General features: G+C 69.3%; 19 protein-coding genes and 1 pseudogene. 15 read left to right on the top strand and 5 right to left on the bottom strand.

What is annotated here, in order from left to right; genetic code table 11:
• Positions 1–3: 3 nt before the first annotated feature.
• From BM199_RS17100 to BM199_RS17160, 13 genes are all read left to right on the top strand, one after another.
• Positions 4–1,206, top strand: a complete 1,203-nt coding sequence (locus BM199_RS17100; protein ID WP_091674285.1) for an MCE family protein — start codon at positions 4–6, stop codon at positions 1,204–1,206.
• Positions 1,203–2,426 carry an MCE family protein gene (locus BM199_RS17105; protein ID WP_091674213.1) on the top strand — a complete coding sequence of 408 codons (1,224 nt, stop codon included), beginning with the start codon at positions 1,203–1,205 and terminating at the stop codon, positions 2,424–2,426. Before BM199_RS17100 ends, BM199_RS17105 begins: the two co-directional genes overlap by 4 nt.
• Positions 2,426–3,673, top strand: a complete 1,248-nt coding sequence (locus BM199_RS17110) for an MCE family protein (protein ID WP_091674214.1) — start codon at positions 2,426–2,428, stop codon at positions 3,671–3,673. The genes BM199_RS17105 and BM199_RS17110 overlap by 1 nt, the downstream gene beginning before the upstream one ends.
• Entirely contained in the window at positions 3,670–4,176 is a 507-nt protein-coding gene (locus tag BM199_RS17115) for a hypothetical protein (RefSeq protein ID WP_091674215.1), read from the top strand. Before BM199_RS17110 ends, BM199_RS17115 begins: the two co-directional genes overlap by 4 nt.
• Positions 4,176–4,757, top strand: coding sequence for a hypothetical protein (locus tag BM199_RS17120; protein ID WP_425425541.1), 582 nt, complete (start codon positions 4,176–4,178; stop codon positions 4,755–4,757). Before BM199_RS17115 ends, BM199_RS17120 begins: the two co-directional genes overlap by 1 nt.
• 283 nt (positions 4,758–5,040) lie before the next feature.
• A complete protein-coding gene (locus BM199_RS17125; protein WP_245788420.1) occupies positions 5,041–6,531 on the top strand; it encodes a UDP-N-acetylmuramoyl-L-alanyl-D-glutamate--2,6-diaminopimelate ligase in 1,491 nt (496 codons plus the stop codon).
• 154 nt (positions 6,532–6,685) lie between these two features.
• Positions 6,686–8,212: a UDP-N-acetylmuramoyl-tripeptide--D-alanyl-D-alanine ligase gene (locus BM199_RS17130; RefSeq protein WP_091674217.1), complete on the top strand. Its 1,527-nt coding sequence runs from the start codon at positions 6,686–6,688 to the stop codon at positions 8,210–8,212.
• Positions 8,209–9,294 carry a phospho-N-acetylmuramoyl-pentapeptide-transferase gene (mraY, locus tag BM199_RS17135; protein WP_091674218.1) on the top strand — a complete coding sequence of 362 codons (1,086 nt, stop codon included), beginning with the start codon at positions 8,209–8,211 and terminating at the stop codon, positions 9,292–9,294. Before BM199_RS17130 ends, mraY begins: the two co-directional genes overlap by 4 nt.
• Positions 9,295–9,298: 4 nt before the next feature.
• The gene (gene murD, locus BM199_RS17140; RefSeq protein ID WP_091674219.1) at positions 9,299–10,717 is read left to right on the top strand and encodes a UDP-N-acetylmuramoyl-L-alanine--D-glutamate ligase; all 1,419 of its coding nucleotides are present in this window, start codon (positions 9,299–9,301) and stop codon (positions 10,715–10,717) included.
• Entirely contained in the window at positions 10,704–12,224 is a 1,521-nt protein-coding gene (ftsW, locus tag BM199_RS17145; protein ID WP_091674287.1) for a putative lipid II flippase FtsW, read from the top strand. Before murD ends, ftsW begins: the two co-directional genes overlap by 14 nt.
• Positions 12,225–12,250: 26 nt before the next feature.
• Entirely contained in the window at positions 12,251–13,384 is a 1,134-nt protein-coding gene (gene murG, locus BM199_RS17150; protein ID WP_091674288.1) for an undecaprenyldiphospho-muramoylpentapeptide beta-N-acetylglucosaminyltransferase, read from the top strand.
• On the top strand, positions 13,377–14,822 hold the full coding sequence (murC, locus tag BM199_RS17155; RefSeq protein WP_091674220.1) for a UDP-N-acetylmuramate--L-alanine ligase: 1,446 nt from the start codon (positions 13,377–13,379) through the stop codon (positions 14,820–14,822). Before murG ends, murC begins: the two co-directional genes overlap by 8 nt.
• Positions 14,823–14,826: 4 nt before the next feature.
• Positions 14,827–15,711, top strand: a complete 885-nt coding sequence (locus tag BM199_RS17160) for a cell division protein FtsQ/DivIB (RefSeq protein WP_091674221.1) — start codon at positions 14,827–14,829, stop codon at positions 15,709–15,711.
• 230 nt (positions 15,712–15,941) lie between these two features.
• On the opposite strand, the gene BM199_RS17165 is transcribed toward BM199_RS17160, so the two are convergent.
• The 3 genes from BM199_RS17165 to BM199_RS17175 form a co-directional block, all read right to left on the bottom strand.
• Positions 15,942–16,595, bottom strand: coding sequence for a DUF4360 domain-containing protein (locus BM199_RS17165; protein WP_091674222.1), 654 nt, complete (start codon positions 16,593–16,595; stop codon positions 15,942–15,944).
• 102 nt (positions 16,596–16,697) lie between these two features.
• Complete coding sequence (locus BM199_RS17170; RefSeq protein ID WP_091674223.1) at positions 16,698–17,333, bottom strand: DUF4360 domain-containing protein; 636 nt, start codon at positions 17,331–17,333, stop codon at positions 16,698–16,700.
• A gap of 57 nt (positions 17,334–17,390) precedes the next feature.
• On the bottom strand, positions 17,391–18,068 hold the full coding sequence (locus BM199_RS17175) for a dioxygenase family protein (protein WP_245788410.1): 678 nt from the start codon (positions 18,066–18,068) through the stop codon (positions 17,391–17,393).
• 387 nt (positions 18,069–18,455) lie between these two features.
• On the opposite strand from BM199_RS17175, the gene BM199_RS17180 reads away from it, so the two are divergent.
• Both BM199_RS17180 and BM199_RS17185 read left to right on the top strand, forming a co-directional pair.
• Entirely contained in the window at positions 18,456–19,460 is a 1,005-nt protein-coding gene (locus BM199_RS17180; protein ID WP_425425543.1) for a chitinase, read from the top strand.
• 43 nt (positions 19,461–19,503) lie between these two features.
• Entirely contained in the window at positions 19,504–20,013 is a 510-nt protein-coding gene (locus BM199_RS17185; RefSeq protein WP_091674224.1) for a DinB family protein, read from the top strand.
• Here the strand turns inward: BM199_RS17185 and BM199_RS17190 are convergent.
• Together BM199_RS17190 and BM199_RS17195 are read right to left on the bottom strand one after the other, a co-directional pair.
• Positions 19,988–20,806 carry a DUF1295 domain-containing protein gene (locus BM199_RS17190; protein WP_091674225.1) on the bottom strand — a complete coding sequence of 273 codons (819 nt, stop codon included), beginning with the start codon at positions 20,804–20,806 and terminating at the stop codon, positions 19,988–19,990. The genes BM199_RS17185 and BM199_RS17190 overlap by 26 nt on opposite strands.
• Positions 20,806–21,970, bottom strand: a pseudogene (locus BM199_RS17195) (class I SAM-dependent methyltransferase). Before BM199_RS17195 ends, BM199_RS17190 begins: the two are co-directional and overlap by 1 nt.
• Between the last annotated feature and the right edge of the window lie 59 nt (positions 21,971–22,029).

Here is a 22,029-nt window from a genome sequence, read left to right on the forward strand (position 1 = left end):
GCCATGCGTATCGAGACCAGGGCACAGCGCAGCGTGTACTCCTGGTTCGCGCTGGGCTGCGCGGCGGTGCTGCTGCTCTCCGCGGGACTCTGGTTCGTACTGCGGGATGCGAGCGGAACCCGGCTCTCGGCCCACTTCGAGAAAACCGTGGGGCTGTACGAGGGTTCCTCGGTGCGGGTGCTGGGTATCGACGTCGGGGAGATCACGGCGGTGACCCCGCAGGGCGATTCGGTCCGGGTGGACATGCGGGTGGACCCCGGGGTGCCGATCCCGCCGGAAGCCGGTGCCGTTGTCGTCGCACCGAGCCTCGTCAGCGACCGGTACGTGCAGCTGACCCCTGCCTATGACAGCGGCGAGCAGATGCGCAGCGGCACGATCATCCCGCTCGAGCGCACCGCGACTCCCGCCGAACTGGACGATCTCTACGAGAGTCTGAACGAGCTGTCCACCAGCCTCGGCCCCGAGGGGGCGAACTCCGGCGGCGCGCTGTCGGACGCGCTGGACACCGCGGCCGCGAATCTGGACGGCAACGGGAAGAACCTGAACAGCACGGTCGCCGAACTCGCCGAGCTGTCCAGGACACTCGCCGACTCGAAGGGCGACCTGTTCGCGACCGTGCGCAACCTGCAGTCCTTCACCACGGCTCTCGCCGACAGCGACCGCCAGCTCAACGAGTTCTACGACCGGGTCGCCGACGTGGCCGGATTTCTGGCCGAGGACGCCGATGACGTCGGCGCCGCACTGTCGGCGCTGGCCGGCTCACTCACCGACGTCCGCACGTTCGTCGAGGAGAACCGGGATCTGCTGTCGTCCAATGTGGAGAAACTCACCGGCATCAGCGGGGTACTGGTGAACCAGCGGGCCGCGCTGGCCGAGGTGCTCGATGTCGGCCCGACCGGACTGACGAACTTCATCAACGCGTACGACGCCGCATCGGGCAGCGTCCAGATCCGCTACAACGCGAACGAACTCACGCATCCGCTGCTGACCACCGTGTGCCGCCTGCTCAGTGCGGGAACGCCCGAGCAGCTTCCGGACGCACTCGGTCCGCTCTGCGAGACGATCTCGAAGATCGAGTCCGGGGTGCTCAAGGTGCCGTCGCTGTCGCAGATGCTGGCCTCGATCCAGCGCGGTGAGCTCCCACCGCTGCCACTGCCACTGGCCGACGTCCTCATCGAGGACCTGCAGGGTGGTGGTGATCGATGAACAGGATCAGGTGGACGGCCACAGCAACGGTCTCCGTACTGCTGCTCGCGACGGCAGGCTGCGGTGAGGGCGGGTTCTCCGGGCTGTACAACACGCCACTGCCGGGGGGCGCCGATCTCGGTGCGCACCCCTACCGCATCACGGCGCAGTTCACCGATGTGCTCGACCTCGTGCCCCAGTCCCACGTCAAGGTCAACGACGTGCCGATCGGCAGGGTGGACCGCGTGGAACTCGCGCCCGACACCAAGTACGCGATCGTCACCATGACACTCAACGGAGATGTTCCGTTGCCTGCCAACGCCGACGCGGAGCTGCGGCAGTCGAGCCTGCTGGGCGAGAAGTTCGTCGAACTCCGGTCCGCTTCCGGCGATCAGGCGCAGGGGAGACTTGACGAGGGTGCCGTGATCCCGTTGGCGAGGACCAGCCGCAACGCGGAGGTCGAGGAGGTGCTCGGCGCGCTCTCGCTGCTGCTGAACGGCGGCGGTGTCGAGCAGTTGCGGACGATCGTGCACGAGTTGAACGCCGCGTTGTCCGGCAACGAGGCGGAGATCAGGGCTCTACTGTCGCATGTGGACGAAATCGCTACCGAGCTGGACGGGCAGAAGGGGGAGATAATCCGGGCAATCGACGGCTTGAACCGTCTTTCCAGCACGCTCGTCGAGCAAACGGGCAACCTCACCGTCGCGCTCGACGACCTCGCGCCGGGGCTCCAGGTGGTCACCGAGCAGCGGGATCAGCTCGTCGGGATGCTGCAGGCCCTGGATCGGCTGTCCGGGGTCGCGGTGGACACGGTGAACCAGAGCCGGGAGCAGCTCGTCGCCAACCTCAAGGCGCTCGAACCCACCCTGCGCAAACTCGCGGAAGCCGGGCAAAACCTGCCGACGGCGCTGAAGATCCTGCCGACCTATCCGCTGCCACACGTGGCGGGCGCGGTGTTCAAGGGCGACTACGCCAACGTCCGGGCCCGCCTCGACCTGAACCTGGACTCGATCTTCCGCAACCTCACCGACTCCTCGCAGCCCGCGCTCCCGATTCCGGGCCTCGGCGCGGCGGGTGACAGTGGGACCGACGCCCAAGACCAGCAGGATCAGAACGGCACATCCGCTCCCGCGGAGTCGCCAGAGCCCGCACTGCCGCTTCCGCTCTCCGCTCCCACCGGCGCGCAGAACGGCTCCGGGGTGCTCGGCGGACTTCTGGGCACGCTGCTGGGAGGTGGCTGATGCTCACCAGGAAGCACCGGACGCAGTTGCTCGTCTTCGCGGTGATCGCCGTCGTTTCGGTTGTCTACGTAGGCGGCACCTACGCGGGGCTGGACCGCCTCTTCGGCGCCCGCGGCTACGTCGTCACGGCGCAACTCGCCGACTCCGGCGGCATCTTCGTCAACGCGGAGGTCACGTACCGGGGTGTCGCCGTCGGCCGGGTCGCCGCCATGGACCTGACCGAGCACGGTGTCGAGGTGTCCCTCGACATCGACTCCGACGCCCCGCCGATACCCGCCGACACCGAGGCGGCCGTGGCCAACCGCTCGGCGGTCGGCGAGCAGTACGTCGACCTGCTCCCACAGCATCAGGACGGGCCGTTCCTCGAGGACGGCTCGACGATCGGCCCCGGCCGAACCTCGATCCCGCTGTCCCCCGACACCGTCCTCAATGGACTGGACGGCCTGGTCCGGAGCGTGGATCCCCGGTCGCTGCGCACCGTCGTGGACGAGACGCACGAAGCCTTCTCCGGCGCGGGGCCCGACCTGGCGCAGCTGCTGGATACCGCGGAGTCGTTCACCACGACGGCAGCCGAGCACCTGCCCCAGACCCGCGCGCTGCTGTCCGACGGCCGGGTCGTGCTGGAGACCCAGCGCAGGCAGTCGGGCAACATCACCGAGCTGTCGAAGGGGCTGCGCACGATCACCGCCGAGCTCAAGGCCGCCGATCCCGACCTGCGGGCGGTGATCGGCGAGGCCCCGAAGCTGAGCAGACAGGTCAGCGAGGTGCTGGCCACCTCGGGGGCCGATCTCGGCATCGTGCTCGCCAACCTGCTCACCACGGCGAAGATCACCAACTCGCGCACCGACGCGATCGAGCAGCTGCTGGTCGCGTATCCCGTCGCCGCGGCCATCGGCCCCTCGATCACCTCCAACGGGGAGGGGCATCTGGGCTTCGTGTTCAACCTGTTCGATCCGTTCTCCTGCACCAAGGGGTACGAGTCGACGAAGCAGCGCCCGGCCAGCGACACCTCGGACGTCCCGCCGAACACCGAGGCCTACTGCGCCGAGCCGCCGGGCAGTCCGACCGGCGTCCGGGGTGCGCAGAACGCGCCCTTCGCGGGCACACCGGTCGAGGTACCGGCCCAGCCGCGACCCTCGCCGCACGGTGGACAGCCGAGGTCGGACGGGCTCCCCGGCCTGCTCGGCCTGCTCACCGGTGGTGGTCCCACCGACCTCGGCGGCCTGCTCGGGCTCGGCGGGTCATGAAGACGGGCCGCAAGGACCCCGCGCGGGATGCGCTGGTCGCACTCGCCGCTGTGGCACTGCTCGCGGCGGCCTGGTTCGGCTGGGCCTGGTGGAGCGCCGCACAGGACGACGAACTGTCGCTCGCGCGGGAGCGGGACCGGGTGCTGTCGGAGATATCCACCGCGCTGGTCGTGCTGAACACCATCGACCATCGCAGTGCGGACCAGGACGTGGACAGGTGGATCGCGGTGACCGCGGGGCAGCTGCACAAGGACCTGAGCGGGGAACGGCAACTCCAGCTCGATCGGGCGGAGGGCACCCGGACGGTTGCCGAGGCGACCCTGTCGAAGGCGGCCGTGACCGAACTGGACGAGGTGGCCGGTACCGCGCGGCTCGTCGCGGTGCTCGACGTCCAGGTCGCGACCGAGGACGAGCCCGCGGACTCACGGCGGAGCAGGCTCACCGTCGAGGCGCAGCGGACGGACGGCGGATGGAAGGTGAGCGCCGTACAGGCGGCGAGCTGATGGATACCGACACGGAGGCCGGCGCGGGCGGCCAGGCCGCGGAGCGCGAGACGCGGCGCGATGCCGCCGAGCGGGGCAGGCGCGCGACGGTGCTCGCGGTGCTGGCGGTCGTCGTGGTGCTCGCCACCGTGACCGCCGTGTGGTCCGGCTTACGCGCGGCCGAACTCACCTCGGGCGATCCGGCGGGGAACGCGGCATTCGTCGACGACGCGGCGACGGCCGAGGTACGGGAACAGGTCGGGACCGCGGTGAAGGCACTCTTCTCCTACGACTACAGCAACCTCGCCCGCACCGAGCGGGCCGCCGAGTCACTGCTGGTCGGTGACGCTGTCGTGCAGTACGAGGCGAGTTTCGCCGCGGCGCGCGAGCAGGCGACGGAGCAGAAGCTGGTGCGGACGACCACGATCCGCTCGGCGGGCGTCCGCGAACTGCGCGGCGACAGCGCCCGGTTGCTGGTGTTCCTCGACCAGCAGACGCTGCGGACGGAAAAAAACGAGCAGACTTCGTCGGCCGCCGTGCTCGACGTCGTCGCCACCCGCTCCGGCGGCGACTGGCGGATCGCCAGCCTCTCCGCCCTCTGAGCGCGTTCCACGCACACTCGAACGCGTTCTGTGTACACGTGTCTGCGTTCCATGCACGCGAGTTCGCACACACCCGCGCATGGAACGCAAACACAAGTACACAGAACGCCAACACGCGGCTGCGCGGCCCCTGCTGGGCGGTTGGGGGGTCGCCGGTAACCTTCCGCGCGTGTCTGTCAACAACGACGGATCTGCCACGTCCAGGGGGCAGGTCCCGGACAGCCCGGTGAAGGTCGTAGCCGTGCCACCCCGGCCTGCCCGAATCGAGCCGGTGCCGCTCACGATGCTCGCTGCGCGCGCCGACGCCAGGCTGTTCCCCGGAATCGATGACGGCCCGGAGACCGATACGGTCCTGACCGGCGCGACCTTGCGTGCCCAGCAGGTACTTCCCGGTGATCTCTTCGCGGCGCTGCCCGGCGCCAGGGCGCACGGCGCGGACTTCGCGGACCAGGCCATCGCCGCCGGCGCGGCCGCTGTGCTCACCGACCAGGCAGGCGCGGACCGTCCCGCGCTGCGTGACTCACCGGTCCCCGTTCTCGTGCACCCGGACCCGAGGGACATCCTCGGTCCGATCGCGGCCTGGATCTACGGCGAACCGTCCCTGCGGCTGTCCGTGCTCGGGGTCACCGGGACCTCGGGCAAGACCACCACCGCCTACCTCGTCGAGTCCGGGCTGCGCGCGGCGGGCCGGACCACGGGACTCATCGGCACCGTGGAGACGAGGATCGCCGGGCAGCGCCTTTCCAGCGCCTTCACCACCCCCGAGGCGCCCGACCTGCAGGCGCTGTTCGCGGTGATGGTCGAGCAGGGCGTGACACACGTGCCCATGGAGGTGTCCAGTCACGCGCTCTCACTGGGGCGCGTAAACGGCACCCGGTTCACTGTGGGTGCCTTCACCAACCTCTCGCAGGACCACCTGGACTTTCACCGGGACATGGAGGACTACTTCGCCGCGAAGGCGATGTTGTTCGACGGCCGCTCCACCGCCGAGGTCGTCATGTTGGACTCCGCATGGGGACACGCGTTGATCCGCCCGCACACCGTCACGGCCTCGATCGAGGCGGACAGCCCCGCGTCGTGGCGGGCGTCGGACATGGCGATCACCCCCACGGGGGAGCAGTCCTTCCGGCTGCACGGCCCCGGCGGTCTCACCGCGCGGGCGACACTGCCGTTGCCCGGCACCTTCAACGTGGCCAACGCCGTGCTCGCGGCCGCTGTCCTGGACGCCGCCGGGGTGCCGATCGACGACATCGTCGACGGGCTCGCCACCGTCGAGGTGCCCGGCCGGATGGAACGGGTGTACCTCGGCCAGCAGTTCACCGCGGTCGTCGACTACGCGCACAAGCCCGCCGCCGTCGGACAGGCACTGCAGGCGCTGCGAGCCCGCACTGAGGGCAAGATCATCACGGTCCTCGGTTGCGGGGGCGACCGGGACACCGCGAAGCGTCCGCTGATGGGCGAGGCCGCTGCCAGGGGCAGCGACGTGTTGATCGTGACCGATGACAACCCCCGCAGCGAGGACCCCGAGGCGATCCGCGCCGCGATGCTCGCGGGAGCCCGTGGTGTGGGCCCCGCGGTCGGCGGCGAGATCGTCGAGATCGGCGACCGCAGGGCGGCGATCGTGGAGGCCGTCCGCAGGGCGGGACCCGGTGACGTGGTCCTCGTCGCGGGCAAGGGACACGAGACCGGCCAGGATGTGGGCGGTGTCGTGCATCCCTTCTCCGACCGAGACGAACTGGAGGCAGCCATCAGGGACCGAGGCTTATACAAATGAGTGTTATGCACGTACGCAGGTGCGGCTACCGCGCGCAGGTCACCAGCACCCGGCCGCCGCGAGCAGCCCCTACCGCGGCAGAAAAGCATGCCTCAACGGGGGCCCTTCCCGTCAACCGAGTTGTGCATAACTCTCACCAGCTCGAGGTGAACGCGTGATCGCACTGACGCTCGCCGAGATCGCCAGGATCGTCGGCGGCAGCCTGCACCGTGCCGAGGGGGCCGAGCAGGTCACCGCCGGGGTCGAGTTCGACTCGCGCGCACTGGAGCCAGGCGGGCTGTTCGTCGCCCTGCCCGGCGAGCGCGTCGACGGGCACACGTTCGCCGCGCGGGCGATCGAGGCCGGTGCCGTCGCCGTGCTCGCCGCGCGCGCGGTGGACGCGCCCGCGGTCATCGTGCCGCCGCTCGCCGAAGGTGAGGCGCACGAGCGGTCGGTGGCGCTCGCGGGCGACACCGACGGAGCGGGTGCCGCGGTGCTCGCCGCGCTGGCCAAGCTCGCCCGGCACGTCGTCACCGAGCTGTCCGGCAAGGAACTGACGGTCGTCGGTGTCACCGGCTCCTCCGGCAAGACCTCGACGAAGGACCTGATCGCGCAGCTGCTCGAACCGCTGGGTCCGACCGTCGCGCCCCCGGGTTCGTTCAACAACGAGCTCGGCCACCCGTGGACCGCGTTGCGCGCCGACTCCGGCACCCGGCACCTGGTGCTCGAACTCTCCGCCCGTGGACCCGGCCATATCGCCGAGCTCGCCTCGGTGGCGCCACCGAGGATCGGCGTCGTGCTCAACGTCGGCAGCGCGCATGTCGGCGAGTTCGGCTCCCGGGAGGGGATCGCGAAGACCAAGGGCGAGCTCGCCGAGGCGCTGCCCTCCGCCGACAACGGCGGCGTCGCCGTGCTGAACATGGACGACCCGCTGGTCGCGGCCATGGCCCGGCGCACGAACGCACGGGTCGTCGGCTTCGGTGAGAACGCGACCGCGACGGTGCGGGCCGAGAACGTCACCCTCGACGACCAGGCCAGGGCGTCGTTCCGTCTCGTCACCCCGGTGGGGGAGGGGGATGTGACCCTGCCGCTGTACGGCGAGCACCATGTCGCCAACGCCCTCGCCGCGGCCGCGGTGGCGCTGGAACTCGGGTGCCCCGTTGCGGACGTCGCGAGGCGGCTGGGAGCCGTGCAGCGCCGCTCCGACAGGCGGATGGAGGTCAGCACCCGCGCCGACGGTCTGACGGTGCTGAACGACTCCTACAACGCCAACCCGGAGTCGGTGCGGGCCGCGCTGAAGACGCTGGCCTCGATGAGCCGGGGCCGCCGTTCGTGGGCGGTACTCGGTGTGATGGGCGAACTCGGGGCCGATAGCGTGACGGCGCACGATGAGATCGGCCGCCTCGCCGTCCGGCTCAACATCAACAGGCTCGTGGTCGTCGGCGGGGAGGACTCCGCCGCCGTACCGATGCATCTCGGCGCGAGCCACGAGGGATCTTGGGGAGAGGAGTCGGTCCTGGTACCCGACACCGACGCCGCGATCGCGCTGCTGCGCGCGGAGTTGCGGCCGGATGACGTGATGCTGGTCAAGGCCTCCAAGGTCGCGCAGTTGTGGCGCGTGGCCGACGCGGTGCTGGCCGAGACCGAGTCCAGCAAGGCTGAGCCGATCGAAGACGCGACGAGACGGGACGGTGCGCGGTGATCAGCATCCTGATCGCGGCCTCGGTCGGCCTGCTGGTCTCCATCCTTCTGACCCCGTACCTGATCCGGGTGTTCTCCCGGCAGGGGTTCGGGCAGGAGATCCGCGAGGAGGGCCCGCAGGGCCACAGGTCCAAGCGCGGCACGCCCACCATGGGCGGTGTCGCGATCATCGTCGCGATGGTCGTGGGCTACTTCGTGGCCCACTTCCTGGACTGGATGCGCGGTTCCACCAGCGACGGGCCGTCGGCCTCCGGCCTGATCGTGCTGTTCCTGGCCGTCGCGCTGGGCATCGTCGGTTTCCTCGACGACTTCATCAAGATCCGCAAGCAGCGCAACCTTGGGCTGAACAAGACGGCCAAGCTCGTCGGGCAGCTCGTCGTCGCGGTGACCTTCGCGATCCTGGTCCTGCAGTTCGCCGACGAGTCCGGCCTCACGCCCGCCACGCGCAACCTGTCCTACGTTCGTGACCTGGCGCTGATCACCTTTCCCGTGGTGATCTTCGTAATCTTCTGCTACGTCGTGATCTCCGGCTGGTCCAACGCGGTCAACTTCACCGACGGCCTTGACGGGCTCGCCGGCGGAGCTTCGGCGATGGTGCTTGCGACCTACGTGGTCATCTCCTTCTGGCAGGCGCGGCTCAGCTGCGCGGAGACCCCGCAGGCCGCCTGCTATGCCGTGCGCGACCCGCTCGACCTGGCCGTGGTCGCCGCGGCGGCGGCGGGTGCGTGCGTCGGATTCCTCTGGTGGAACGCGGCACCGGCGAAGATCTTCATGGGGGACACCGGTTCGCTGGCCCTCGGCGGGCTCGTGGCAGGCCTGTCCATCACCACCCACACCGAGCTGCTGGCCATCGTGATCGGCGGGCTGTTCATGGTCGAGATGCTGTCGGTGGTCGCACAGATCGCGGTCTTCCGCACCACCCGGCGTCGACTGTTCCGGATGGCGCCGTTCCATCACCACTTCGAACTCGCGGGCTGGGCGGAGACGACGGTCATCATCCGGTTCTGGCTGCTCGCGGCGATCTGCTGCATGTTCGGCCTCGGCCTGTTCTACAGCGAGCAGCTCGGCGCGGCGGGAGGCTAGGCCCGTGTTCCGAGGGGACCGTGTCCTCGTGGCCGGTGCGGGCGTGACCGGGAGATCGGTGGCGGCCGCGCTGGTGGACATGGGCGCGGAGGTGACCGTCACCGACGGCGACCCCGAGCGCCTCGCGGAGCTGTCCGTGCCGGGAGCCCGGCTGGTGCCGGGGCTCGACGTGCCGCCCGAAGGCACGTCGCTGGTGGTGACCAGCCCCGGGTGGCGGCCGTCGTCCCCGTTGCTCACGACGGCGGCGGCTGAGGGCGTCGAGGTCATCGGCGACGTCGAGCTCGCGTGGCGCATCGGCCGGGAACTGCCCCGTCCGCCCGTGTGGCTCGCGGTCACCGGCACAAACGGCAAGACCACCACGGTCGGCATGCTGGAGTCGATTCTGCGCGCGGCCGGGCAGGACGCGGTGGCCTGCGGAAACGTGGGTTTCGCCGTGCTCGACGCCGTGCTGGCCGGGCACCAGGTGCTCGCCGTCGAGTTGTCGAGCTACCAGCTGCACTGGTCGAACACCCTCGCGCCGCTCGCCTCGGTCGTGCTGAACGTCGCCGAGGACCACCTCGACTGGCACGGTTCGATGGCCGGGTACGCGGCGGCGAAGGGCACGATCCACGACCGCTCGGGCACGGTCGTGCACAACCTCGCCGACGAGTGGTCCACCCGGCTGGCCGACGAGCACGCGCCCGAAGGCGCGGCGCGGACGGCCTTCACGCTGGCGACCCCGCGCTCCGGAGAGCTCGGGGTGGTCGAGGACCTGCTGGTGGACCGCGCCTTCGTTGCCGACCCGGTGCACGCGGCCGAGGAACTCGCCACGCTAGCCGACGTTCGGCCCGCCGGCCCGCACAACGTCGCCAACGCGCTCGCCGCGGCGGCACTGGCCAGGGCCAACGGGGTGCCCGCCCACGCCGTCGCGGATGGGCTGCGCGCCTACACGCCCGCGGCGCACCGGGCCGTCGAGGTGGGCGAGGCAGGCGGAGTCCGCTACGTCAACGACTCGAAGGCCACCAATCCGCACGCCGCCGCCGGATCATTGCATGCCCACCCGAACGTGGTGTGGATCGCCGGTGGCCAGCTCAAGGGCGCCTCGGTCGACGAACTCGTGGCCGGGGCCGCGAATCGCCTTCGCGGCGTCGTCCTGCTCGGGGTCGATTCCGACGTGATCGCCGCCGCTGTTGCGCGACACGCCCCGGATGTACCCGTCCGGCGACTACTTCCGGGTGACGATGAGCCCATGACTGCGGCGGTGAGTGCGGCCAGCGCGATGGCGCGACCCGGAGATGTGGTGCTGCTCGCGCCCGCCGCTGCCTCCCTGGACATGTTCCGTGACTACGCCCAGCGGGGTGACGCCTTCACCGCCGCGGTGCGGGCGCTGACGGAAGCGGATGGGGTGGACGGCGCGCGGGAACAGCACCATGACGGTGGTTGAGGGCGACCCCGAGACCGGGCGGGCCGGCAGGCGGAAGTCGCCGCGGAGCAGCCGCCGCCGTCAGCGGGACCGTCCCGAGCGCGGTGTGGCCGCGCTGCGCACGGCGCTCACCGCGTGGCTGTCCCGGCCACTCGCCGACTTCCACCTGATCCTCGCCGTGTGCGGCCTGCTCACCACCATCGGTATCGTCATGGTGCTCTCGGCGTCCTCGGTCGCCTCCTACGCTCCCGGTGACGGCAGTTCCGTGTACGCCCAGTTCCAGAAGCACATGCTGTTCGTGGTGCTCGGTGCCGTCGTGTTCTGGATCGGGCTGCGCATACCGCTGAAGCGCATTCGCGCGCTCGCCTCCACCGGCATGGTGATGGGTCTGGGGCTGCTCGCGCTCGTCCTCACCCCGCTCGGCACCACCGTCAACGGCTCCCAGGGCTGGTTCCAGGTCGGCCCGCTCTCGCTGCAGCCGGTCGAGGTCGCGAAGGTCGCGCTCGCGCTGTGGGGCGCGCACATCCTGGTGACCAAGTACAACGTGCTGCACCAGTGGCGGCACCTCCTGGTGCCGGTCGTGCCCGCGGCGCTGCTGATGTTCGCGCTGGTGATGGCCCAGCCCGATCTGGGTGGGACGATCACCCTCGGGGTCGTGCTGATCTCCCTGCTGTGGTTCGCGGGCGCCCCCAAACGGCTCTTCGCGGTGATCCTGTCCGGTGCGCTGGCGGGGGCGGTGCTGCTGGCGCTGGTCTCCCAGTACCGGCTCGACCGGGTGATGACCTTCCTCAATCCGGGCAGCGATCCGCAGGGCAAGGGGCTGCAGGCCACCCAGGCGCTCTACGCGCTCGCCGACGGCGGACTGTTCGGCAAGGGACTCGGACAGGGCCAGTCGAAGTGGCGGTACCTGCCCAACGTCGAGCACGACTTCATCTTCGCGCTGATCGGGGAGGAACTCGGCTTCGTCGGCTGTCTCGCCGTGATCGGCCTCTTCGGCCTGCTGGCCAGCGTCGGGTTGCGGATCGCGGTGCGCAACCTCGATCCGTGGATCCGGATCGTCGCGGGCACGCTGACCGCCTGGCTGGTCGCGCAGGCGGCGATCAACATCGGCTATGTGGTCAGTCTGCTGCCGGTCACCGGCGTGACGCTGCCGCTGATCTCCTACGGCGGCACCTCGCTCGTCGTCACCATGTTGCTGTTCGGGATTCTCGCCAACTGCGCTCGCCACGAGCCGGAGGCGGTGGCCGCACTGCGCACACAGGGACCGGGTAAGTTCGGCACGCTCATGCGACTGCCCGCACCGGATCCCTATCGGCCGCCCGCAAAGCGCAGGACCAGCAGCCGGGGCGGCTCCGGCCGCACCGGAAGGCCGGCGGCGCGGGGTGCGCGGTCGAGTGTGACCGCCGAACGCCGAAGGGCCGCACCCGAGTACGGTCGGCGGTCCGCGACACGCGGTGGCTCGGGCCGGGGCGGTACGGCACGCGGGAGCGCGACACGTGGTGGTTCGACTCGGAGAGGACATCGGTGACAGAGCCGGCAACGGGCGGTGACGGCGTGGAGAGCCGTCCGGCGAAGGAAACTGCGGAGGGCGCGTCCCCGGCAGGAAGGGCACCCACGGTGGTGGTGGCCGGTGGTGGAACGGCCGGGCACATCGAACCCGCGATGGCACTGGCCGATGCGGTCCTGCGCCTGCGCCCCGACGCGAAGGTCGTCGCGCTCGGCACCGCACGCGGGCTGGAGAACACCCTGGTACCCGAGCGTGGTTACCCGCTCGAACTGGTCCCGCCCGTCCCGATGCCGCGCAAACCGTCGGCGGAGCTGCTCCGGCTGCCGTTGAAGGTGCGCGATTCGGTCAGGCGCACCCGGGAGGTGCTGGACCGGGTGCGCGCCGACGTGGTGGTCGGGTTCGGCGGCTACGTCGCGCTGCCCGCCTACCTCGCCGCTCGCGGCAGGGTCCCCATCGTGGTGCACGAGGCGAACAAGCATCCGGGACTGGCGAACAAGGTGGGCGCACGCTTCGCGCACACCGTCGCCACCGCCGTACCGGGAACGCCGCTGCCTGGCGCACAGGTCGTCGGGATTCCACTGCGCCGTTCCATCACCACCCTCGACCGGCCGGGGTTGCGCGCGGAGGCGCGGGCGTACTTCGGGCTCGACCCGAACGCGCCGACCCTGCTGGTGTTCGGCGGGTCGCAGGGTGCGCGTTCGATCAACACGGCGGTGTCCGGCGCTGCGCGGGAGCTGGCGGAAGCGGGAATCGGTGTCCTGCACGCGCACGGACCGAAGAACACGCTCGTCGTGCAGGACTTCCCGGGAAAGCCCGCCTACCTGCCGGTTCCGTATCTGGACCGGATGGACCTGGCGTACGCAGCCGCGGACGCGGTGCTGTGCCGGTCGGGGGCGATGACGGCCGCGGAGGTCTCCGCGGTGGGACTGCCCGCGGTCTTCGTCCCGTTGCCGCACGGCAACGGCGAACAGGCGCTCAACGCCCAGCCTGCGGTGGACGCGGGGGCGGCGCTGTTGATCGACGACGCGTCCCTGACGACCACTACCGTGGTCGAGCAGGTGGTCCCGTTGGTCGCCGATTCCGACAGATTGCGGAAAATGAGTGCGGCGGCCGTGGGAATGGGACATCGTGAGGCCGACGAGGTCTTGGCCAGGATGGTGCTGGAGGCAGCTGGTGCGTGACGAAGACGGCGCCGCGACGGCGGTTGCCGCCGAACTTCCCGAGGTGCTGCGGCGCGCGCACCTGATCGGGATCGGCGGGGCCGGGATGAGCGGGATCGCGCGCATCCTGCTGGCCAGGGGTGGGCAGGTGTCCGGCTCGGACGCGAAGGACACCCGGGCCTTTCTCACTCTGCGGGCGCAGGGTGCGGAGATCGCCATCGGTCAGCGCGCGGACAACCTCGACCTGTTCGGCGAGGCCCCTTCCGCGGTCGTGGTCTCCACCGCGATCAAGGAGACCAACCCGGAGCTGGCCGCCGCCCGCCAGCGCGGGATCCCGGTGCTGCACCGGGCCGAGGCGCTCGCCGGACTCATGGAGGGCCACCGGGTCGCGTGCATCGCGGGTACCCACGGCAAGACCTCCACGACCTCGATGCTCACGGTGGCGTTGCAGCATTGCAGGCTCGACCCGTCGTTCGCGATCGGCGGGGACCTGAACGAGTCCGGTGCCAACGCCCACCACGGCGAGGGCGGGCTTTTCGTGGCGGAGGCCGACGAGAGCGACGGATCATTTCTGGCCTACTCCCCGTCCGTCGCTGTGGTGACCAACGTCGAGCCCGACCATCTGGACCACCATGGCACCGCCGAGGCCTACGTCGCGGTCTTCACCGAGTTCGCCCGGCGGATCGCCCCCGGGGGGGTCCTGATCGTGTGTGCCGACGACGCGCCTGCCGAGGAGTTGGCCGCGCGAGCGGAGGCCGAAGGGGTGCGGGTGCTCCGCTACGGTCGCTTCGTTTCGGGGGAGGGCGACGCCCGCGTGCTGGGGTACTCGCCGACCGAGGAGGGTGGGACCGTGCAGGTTCTGCTGCGGGGCGAGAAGCTCGATGTTGGTGTCGCGGTTCCCGGCGAGCACATGGCGCTCAACGCTGTCGGCGCACTGGTGGCAGGCCTGGAACTTGGTGCCCCCGCGGAGTGCCTCGCCGAGGGGCTTGCGGCGTTCGGCGGGGTGCGGCGGCGCTTCGAGTTCAAGGGGCGCGCCAGGGACGTGCGGGTCTACGACGACTACGCGCACCACCCGACCGAGGTCGCGGCCCAGTTACGGGCGGTACGGCACTCGGCAGGCAAGGGCCGGGTCGTGGTGGTGTTCCAGCCGCATCTCTACTCGCGGACCAAGACGTTCTCCCGAGAATTCGCCGACGCGCTCGGGTTGGCCGACGAGGTGATCGTGCTCGATGTCTACGGTGCGCGCGAGGAGCCGGAGCCCGGTGTTTCCGGTGCGCTCATCGCCGACCGTATTTCCGGCGCGGGTGTGCACTACGAGCCCGCCTTCGACCGCGCGGTGCAACTGGCGGCGGAGTTGGTGCGGCCGGGGGACCTGCTGGTGACGATGGGCGCGGGCGACGTGACCCAGCTCGGCCCGGAGATCATCACCGAGCTGGACCGGCGGGGTGAGGGAGACTGACGGCGTGAGTAGGGGCGAGCGCGACCGGCGCCGCCGGTCACCGGGGCACGGCTCCGAGCGCTCTGCGTCCGCCACGGCGAGTGAGGCGGGAACCAGGCGACCGGCGCGAGGGCGAGGCTCCGCCGAACGGCCGCGTCGTACTTCTTCGGGGCAGGCGGCTCGCACGGCGAGAGGCCGGAGGCCGCAGAGTGCGCGGGCCCGGACCGGCACCCGTCCGAGTCGGCGCAAGGCATTGCGCAGGCGCTGGGTCGCGCTGCTCAGCGTGCTCACGGTCGCCGCGTTGGTGTATCTCCTGTTCTTCACGTCGATGCTGGGTGTGCGCTCCGTCGAGGTGCTCGGCAATGCCGCGGTGTCCACCGAGAAGGTGCTCACCGCGGCCGGCGTGCCGGACCGCGAGTCGATGTTCGTGCTGGACACCGACCACATCCAGGAGCGGGTCGGGGCCCTGCCGGGGGTCGCGACGGTGGACGTGTCCCGGTCGTGGCCGAGCACGGTGACGATCGAGGTCAGCGAACGCACTCCGATCGGGTTCTACAACACCGGCGAGAAGCTGCACCTCGTCGATGGCACCGGCGTGGTGTACAAGGAGATCCCGGAGAAGCCGTCGGGCCTTCCGGAACTCAAGCTTCCGCGGGTGGCTCCCGAGGACCCGGTGACGAGGGCGGTCACCGGTGTACTGGTCGCGATCCCCAAGGATCTGCGGGACCGGGTGGTCTCGGCGAGCGCGAAGACGGCAGGCAGCGTCGTGCTGACCCTGAACGACGGAAAGACCGTCCGCTGGGGCGACGCCGACCAGGCGGGCCGCAAGGCGAAGGTGCTCGCGGTGCTGCTGACCAGGGAGGGGACCAACTACGACGTCTCCAGCCCCGAACTGCCGACGGTGTCCTGAGCGGCCTCGCCGCAGACGCCCGACAAGCGGCCACTCCCGATCGCCCACAGCGCCCCCCGTCGCCCATCGCACTTTCCCATAAGAGTGCGAGAAGCCAGTCCTGGGACCAGCGACGGCGCGTTTCCAGCCGCGCACTTTCCCGGGAAAGTGCGATGGAGGTGGGGGGTTGGTCGGGGCGTGGCGTGGCGCCCGGACGACTGATCATCGCCCGGGCGCCGCGGGACAGCGGTTCAGGTCCGAGGACACCGCTTCCAGGCGAAGTGGTAGGTCGTGTTGATGCTGCCGTCGGTCGAGTCCATCGTCATGAAACTCGTCGTCTTCGTCGGATCCGACGAACCCGCGCTGACCCGGAGTTCGGTGTTGATGTTGAAATTGCGCTCCTCCCCGCAGGGTTTGTAAACCAGCTGGGCAACGTCGACCGTGTCCGTGGCCTGCCAGTTGTCACTGACCGGGCCACGGTAGGTGTGGGAGATCGGCGTTGTCTGCGACATACCCTGGAAGTAGTAGCTGGCCTTCTCCATACCGGTGGCGCCCCGTTCCAGATGCGCGAAGCCCCGGTAGTCGGCCTGCGCGATTGCGTAGGTGAAGCCCTGTGGCACGTGCACGATCAGGGCCAGTTGGCAGTTCTTCCGGAAGTCAGTCGGTTTCGCATCTGGGCCGACCTGGGCGAGGTAGTTGCTGTAGGTCACGGTGAATGCCTTGTTGTCCGGTGAGACCGCGGTGGCCGCGGTGCCGATCGGACAGCCGGAGCCGTTGACCGTGACGACGTCGATGACGATCTCGTCGAGCGGGGGATTGTCGAAGTGCGTTCCTTGCGTAGTGCCGGCTACAGGTGATGTAGCTGACGACAGGGCCAAGGCGGCAGCCGCTAACATGGCAAGCATCGTTATCTCCTGACTCGAAGTTCGTTCACGGACGGTCGGCCTTTCCGCACGGGAAGCGGCCGTGGGACGGTGCTGCGCTCATTCGCGCAAGCCTCGGTGAACTCAGGACGTGCATCGCTTCCAGGCGAAGTGGTACTTCGTGTTCACGCCCCCGTCCGTCGAGTCCATGGCCATGAAGCTGGTCGAGCGCGAATCCGAGGAGCCTGCGCCGACGCGCAGTTCGGTGTTCACGTTGAGGCCGCGGTTCTCGCCGCACGGTGCGAAAACCAGTTCCGTGACGTTCTTCTTGTCGGTGGTCTGCCAGTTGTTGCTGTACGGCCCCGCGAACGAGTGGCTGATCCGGCTCGTCGGAGAGGTTCCCTGGATGTAGTAGCTGGCCTGCTGTAGACCGTTCGCGCCGCGCGCCAGGTGCGCGAAGCCGCGGTAGTCGGCCTGGGCGATGGCGTAGGTGAAGCCATGTGGCACGTGGACCAGCAGATTGAGCTGGCAGTTCTTGCGAAACTCGGTTGGATCGGCCCCTGGTCCCACCTGGGCGAGATACTCGCTGTAGGTCACGGTGAAGGCGGTGTTGTCAGGTGCGACGGCGACGGCCGCCGAACCGCGGGGGCAGCCGGAACCGTTCACGGTTTGTACGTCGACGGTGATTTTGTCATCAGGGGGTGGATCGAGGGCAGAAGCGGACGCTGGTGAAAATGCAGTGGAGACGGCCATGGCGGCAGCAGCGATTACGGGCAGCATGACTAACCTTCCAAAGTAGACAGTCGATTCGATAAATGGCCGGAATGCGCAGGAACGTCAGACGTTGAGAACGAAATCGAAGGCACCGTTACGGGTGCCGTCGGGGTTGTTGCTGATCTCCATCAGCAGGCGCGAGTCGAAGATCGGGTCGCGCGGATTGCGCGGCTCGCCGGGAAAGTAGAGCTGCGTGGTGAGGATCCGCTGGTACGGCGCCTGCACTTTGACGTGGATGTGCCGAGTCCGGCCGGGATAGAGGCCGGGCCAGATCGTGGTGAGGGAGAAGTCGCCATTCGGGTTGGTGTACTGGTGGCCGCGCAGACGGTAACCGCGGTTGTCGTAGACGCCGCTCGCGTCGCACTGCCAGAAGTCCAGCAGCACCCGCTCCAGCGGCAGGCAGGTCCGTGCGGCGAAGATCCGGCCGGTCACCGTGAGCACCGTGCCGTGGATGCCCGGCTCGAGCAGCGACCTTCGCGCGGGCGAGTTCGGTTTGAAGTACGGGCCTTCCGTTTGTGGCGGTGTGGGGTCGTCGCCGTCGTCGCACTCGGGTGTCGGCTCCAGCGAGGACGGTTTTGTGTGTTCGGTCGTGGCGCCGGTTGCGCCCGCCGTGGCGGCCGTTGTCAGGGCGATCGCGGGCAGAGTGGCGGCAGCCGCCGCCAGGTGGAGGAAGTGCTTACGGTCAATCGATTTCGGGCCGTTCTGAACCTCCTCCTGTGGAGTTGCCTTCTCGTCAGTCACGGAATGCTCCTTTCTCCGGCCAATAAAGGTTGGGCACAAACCGGCCGGCCGTGCGGAGAGGGAGGGTGGAGAATAGGAAAGCAGAATGCGATAAAGATCACAACCGTCGCAGGTAGTGGTCCAACTGCCGTAACCACTTATTTCGTCAGTGGTACGGCCCCCGTGGTGTAACCCGTATTCTTCCGGGAATCCGCGGTGGCTGCGCGGGGACTGCGGATCAATACTTAAGTACTTACTCCGCGTCCACGCCTTGCTTTAAATAGGGAACTTTGCCATAAAGCTGTGGACGGATCCCGGACGAAGGAGGCCGACGTGGCTACCAGGAAGAGGCTGCTGCTCGCTGCCGGCCTCACGGTTGCGCTCTCTGTGACGCTTTTAACCGGTCAGATCGCTGCAGGCAGCGACATCCACGCTGCACCGGCGGGGGCCCAGGGGGAAGTCTGCCCCGGGAAACCGAAGCCCACGGGGAAAGTGCTGCACGGGTACTGGGAGAACTGGGACGGCGCGGCTAACGGTGTGCACCCGCCGCTGGGTTGGACTCCGATCACCGACCCACGTATTCGCGAGCACGGCTACAACGTGGTCAACGCGGCGTTCCCGGTCATTCGTTCGGATGGCACCGTGCTGTGGGAAGACGGGATGGACCGGACCGTCAAGGTCGCCACGCCCGCCGAGATGTGTGCTGCGAAGGCCGCCGGTCTCACGATTCTGCTGTCGATCGGTGGCGCGACGGCCGGTATCGATCTCGGTTCGCGAGCTGTGGCCGATAGATTCATCGAGACAGTGGTACCGATTCTGCAGAAATACAACTTCGACGGAATCGACATCGATATCGAAACCGGTCTCGTCGGCAGTGGAAACATCAATCAGTTGTCGACCTCGCAGGCCAACCTGATGCACATCATCGACGGCGTGCTCGCCAGGATGCCGGCGAACTTCGGCCTCACCATGGCGCCGGAAACGGCCTATGTCACCGGCGGCAGCGTGACCTACGGTTCGATCTGGGGTGCGTACCTGCCGATCATCAAGAAGTACGCCGACAACGGGCGACTGTGGTGGCTCAACATGCAGTACTACAACGGCAGCATGTACGGCTGCTCCGGCGACTCCTACCAAGCGGGTACGGTCCGCGGATTCATCGCCCAGACCGACTGCCTGAACCAGGGACTCGTCATTCAGGGCACCACCATTCGTGTCCCCTACGACAAGCAGGTTCCCGGTTTGCCCGCTCAGCCGGGCGCTGGTGGTGGCTACATGTCGACAAGTCTGGTCGCGCAGGCGTGGAACAACTACGGCAGCGCGCTGAAGGGCCTGATGACCTGGTCCATCAACTGGGACGGGTCGAGGAACTGGACCTTCGGCGACAACGTCAGGGCACTGCAGCGGCGGTGAAATGCAGTGGAACGGACGACGGTGCACCTGGCAGGCTCGCGGGGTGACTGATGCGCCAGAGCGGCCGGAGCCGTCCAAGGTCGGGACCGAACGTGAGCAGCTGACCGGTTTCCTCGATCACCAGCGGGCCACTGTGGTCTGGAAGGCCAGCGGCCTCACCGACGAGCAGGCGCGTCAGAAGCTGGTGCCCAGCGAACTCACCACGATCGCCGGTCTGCTGGCACATCTCACGTGGGTGGAGCAGTACTGGTTCGGGGTGGTGCTGGATTCGCTGCCCGACACCTGGCGGGAGGCGTTCGAGGCCGATCAGGACGCGGAGTTCCGCGTCGCGGACCGAACCCCGGTCTCCCAGTTGATCGCCGGCTACGAGGCGGAGTGCGAGCGGAGCAGGGAGGTCGCGGCGAAGCTCGATCTCGACCAGGAGATGGCCACGCCGCGCGGGCACCCGATCACGCCACGCTGGGTGCTGATGCACATGATCGAGGAGACCGCCCGACACGCGGGGCACCTGGATCTGCTGCGCGAACTCACCGACGGGCTGACCGGCCAGTAGTGCGCCTTCGCGGCGGTAGCGGGAAGAACCCGCTGGTGCGTTCCACGTAGTAGGAGTACCCGGGCCGGGACTGCCGCAGGCCCTTCTCCAGCAACGGCTTCCCGGTCCCGCGCGCGAGCAGGAGCGTCATCACCACGGGCGAGAGCACGGTCGCCACACCGACCCAACTGGTGCAGGCCAGCAGGTACAACCCCCACCACACGCAGGCGTCGCCGAAGTAGTTGGGATGCCGTGAGTACCGCCAGAGACCGGTGTCGAGGACCTTTCCCGCGTTCTCCGGAGCCGCCCTGAATCGCCGCAGTTGTTCGTCGCCGATCACCTCGAACGCGAAGCCCGCGGCCCACACCGTGGCTCCCAGCCACAGCAGGGGAGCGAATCCGGTCTCCGCGCCGCCGGCCTGCGCGGCGAGCACCGGCAGGGACACGAACCAGAGCACCGCGGCCTGCACGAGGTAGACCCGCAGGAAGATCCGTAACGCGGGATGGGCGCCACCGCGCTCCACCATCGCGGCATAGCGCGGGTCCTCCGGCCTGTCGCGGTTGCGCAGGTGCAGGTGGACAGCGAGACGGATGCCCCAGATGATCGTCAGTGCCGTTGCCAGGTAGCGGGTGGCTCCGCTGCCCGAGGTGAGCGCGAATCCCACCGCGGCGACCACGGCGAAGCCCAGGCCCCACAGCGTGTCGATCGTGTCGTAGCGGGGCCGTAGCCGGGCGATGACGAAGGTGAGTACCACCGCGCCGAGGACGACCGCCGCAGTCACGGCGGCCAGCGCGGCGAAGCCGGACCAGTTCATCACCACTCCCTTGTCGACGCGAAACCGCTGCTGCCGTCCGGGTGCGGGCGCACCGCGAGGAACTGGTCGACGCCCATCCGGTTCTCCTCGAACGCGAGCGCACCGCCGACAAGGTAGAGCCGCCAGACCCGCGCGCCCCGCTCACCGATCAACGCCACGGCGTCGTCCCAGCGCCGCTCCAGCGTGTCCGCCCAGGCTCGCACCGTGCGCACGTAGTGCTCCCGCAGGGCGTGCACGTCACGGAGCTCGAAACCTGCCCCTTCCAGGTGCTGTGCCGTCCGCGAGAGCGGGCGCATCGTCATGTCCGGCGCGATGTAGCGCTCGATGAACGCGCCCCCTCCCGGCGCCACGGTGCCGCGGGACATCTGTTGCAGCAGCGCCCGCCCTCCGGGCCGGAGCATGCGCAGCAGAGTGGCCGCGTAGTCCGGGTAGTTCTCCTCCCCGACGTGCTCGCCCATCTCCACCGAGGCGACCGCGTCGAAGGGCTGGTCGCGCAGGTCCCGGTAGTCCTGCCTGCGCACCTCCACCCGGTCGTCCAGGTCGAGTGTCGCGACCCGCGCCCGCACGTGCTGGGCCTGCTCGGCCGAGAGGGTGACGCCGACCGCGTGTACCCCGTGATGTTTGGCCGCGTGCACCAGCAGTGCGCCCCAGCCGCAGCCGACGTCGAGCAGGCGCATACCAGGCCGCAGGTCCAGCTTGCGGCAGATCAGTAGAACGCGTTGCCGAGATCGTAGTGGAGCGCGATGGCGGAGGAGTCCCTGCGCAGGCTGTGCAGCCTGCCCCGCAGGCGCGCTTCCTCCACCGGCGGGCGGGGTGGCGGGCCGACCGCCCGAGCCGGACGGCCAGTGCCGCGGCCCTGCCCCAGCCACCGGCCCCGATCCGGACACCGCCGCCCCGCGACCGTGCGAGTGCCCACATCCGCCGGAAGCCCTCGGTGAGGTCGCCCTCCACGTCCAGATCGCCGGACACATAGGCCCTCGCCAGCCCCAGTTCGCCAGGGGAGTAGAGCAGCCATCGCGGCGCGCGCCGCGAGCGCAGGACCACCGTCGGTGCGTCCTCAGGGCCGACTCTGACGCCGTCCCATGTCCGTAGCCCGACCGGGAGGCCGGTGCCCAGCAACTCCTCGGCGAAGCCGGCGATCCTGTGGGCGTGAGTCGTCCGCATACCGGTTGTTCGGCGCGCGGTGACGGCCGGATTGGTCGGCGGCTCCCGCCAATCCACCT

It is taken from the genome of Amycolatopsis marina (assembly GCF_900111885.1).
In the GTDB taxonomy this organism is placed as follows: domain Bacteria; phylum Actinomycetota; class Actinomycetes; order Mycobacteriales; family Pseudonocardiaceae; genus Amycolatopsis; species Amycolatopsis marina.

Excerpts from the sequence above, each read along its gene's own strand:
- BM199_RS17100 (WP_091674285.1), top strand. The coding sequence starts at position 4 with ATGCGTATCGAGACCAGGGCACAGCGCAGCGTGTACTCCTGGTTCGCG.
- BM199_RS17105 (WP_091674213.1), top strand. The coding sequence starts at position 1,203 with ATGAACAGGATCAGGTGGACGGCCACAGCAACGGTCTCCGTACTGCTG.
- BM199_RS17110 (WP_091674214.1), top strand. The coding sequence starts at position 2,426 with ATGCTCACCAGGAAGCACCGGACGCAGTTGCTCGTCTTCGCGGTGATC.
- BM199_RS17115 (WP_091674215.1), top strand. The coding sequence starts at position 3,670 with ATGAAGACGGGCCGCAAGGACCCCGCGCGGGATGCGCTGGTCGCACTC.
- BM199_RS17120 (WP_425425541.1), top strand. The coding sequence starts at position 4,176 with ATGGATACCGACACGGAGGCCGGCGCGGGCGGCCAGGCCGCGGAGCGC.
- BM199_RS17125 (WP_245788420.1), top strand. The coding sequence starts at position 5,041 with ATGCTCGCTGCGCGCGCCGACGCCAGGCTGTTCCCCGGAATCGATGAC.
- ftsW (WP_091674287.1), top strand. The coding sequence starts at position 10,704 with ATGACGGTGGTTGAGGGCGACCCCGAGACCGGGCGGGCCGGCAGGCGG.
- BM199_RS17165 (WP_091674222.1), bottom strand. The coding sequence starts at position 16,595 with ATGCTTGCCATGTTAGCGGCTGCCGCCTTGGCCCTGTCGTCAGCTACA.
- BM199_RS17170 (WP_091674223.1), bottom strand. The coding sequence starts at position 17,333 with ATGCTGCCCGTAATCGCTGCTGCCGCCATGGCCGTCTCCACTGCATTT.
- BM199_RS17190 (WP_091674225.1), bottom strand. The coding sequence starts at position 20,806 with ATGAACTGGTCCGGCTTCGCCGCGCTGGCCGCCGTGACTGCGGCGGTC.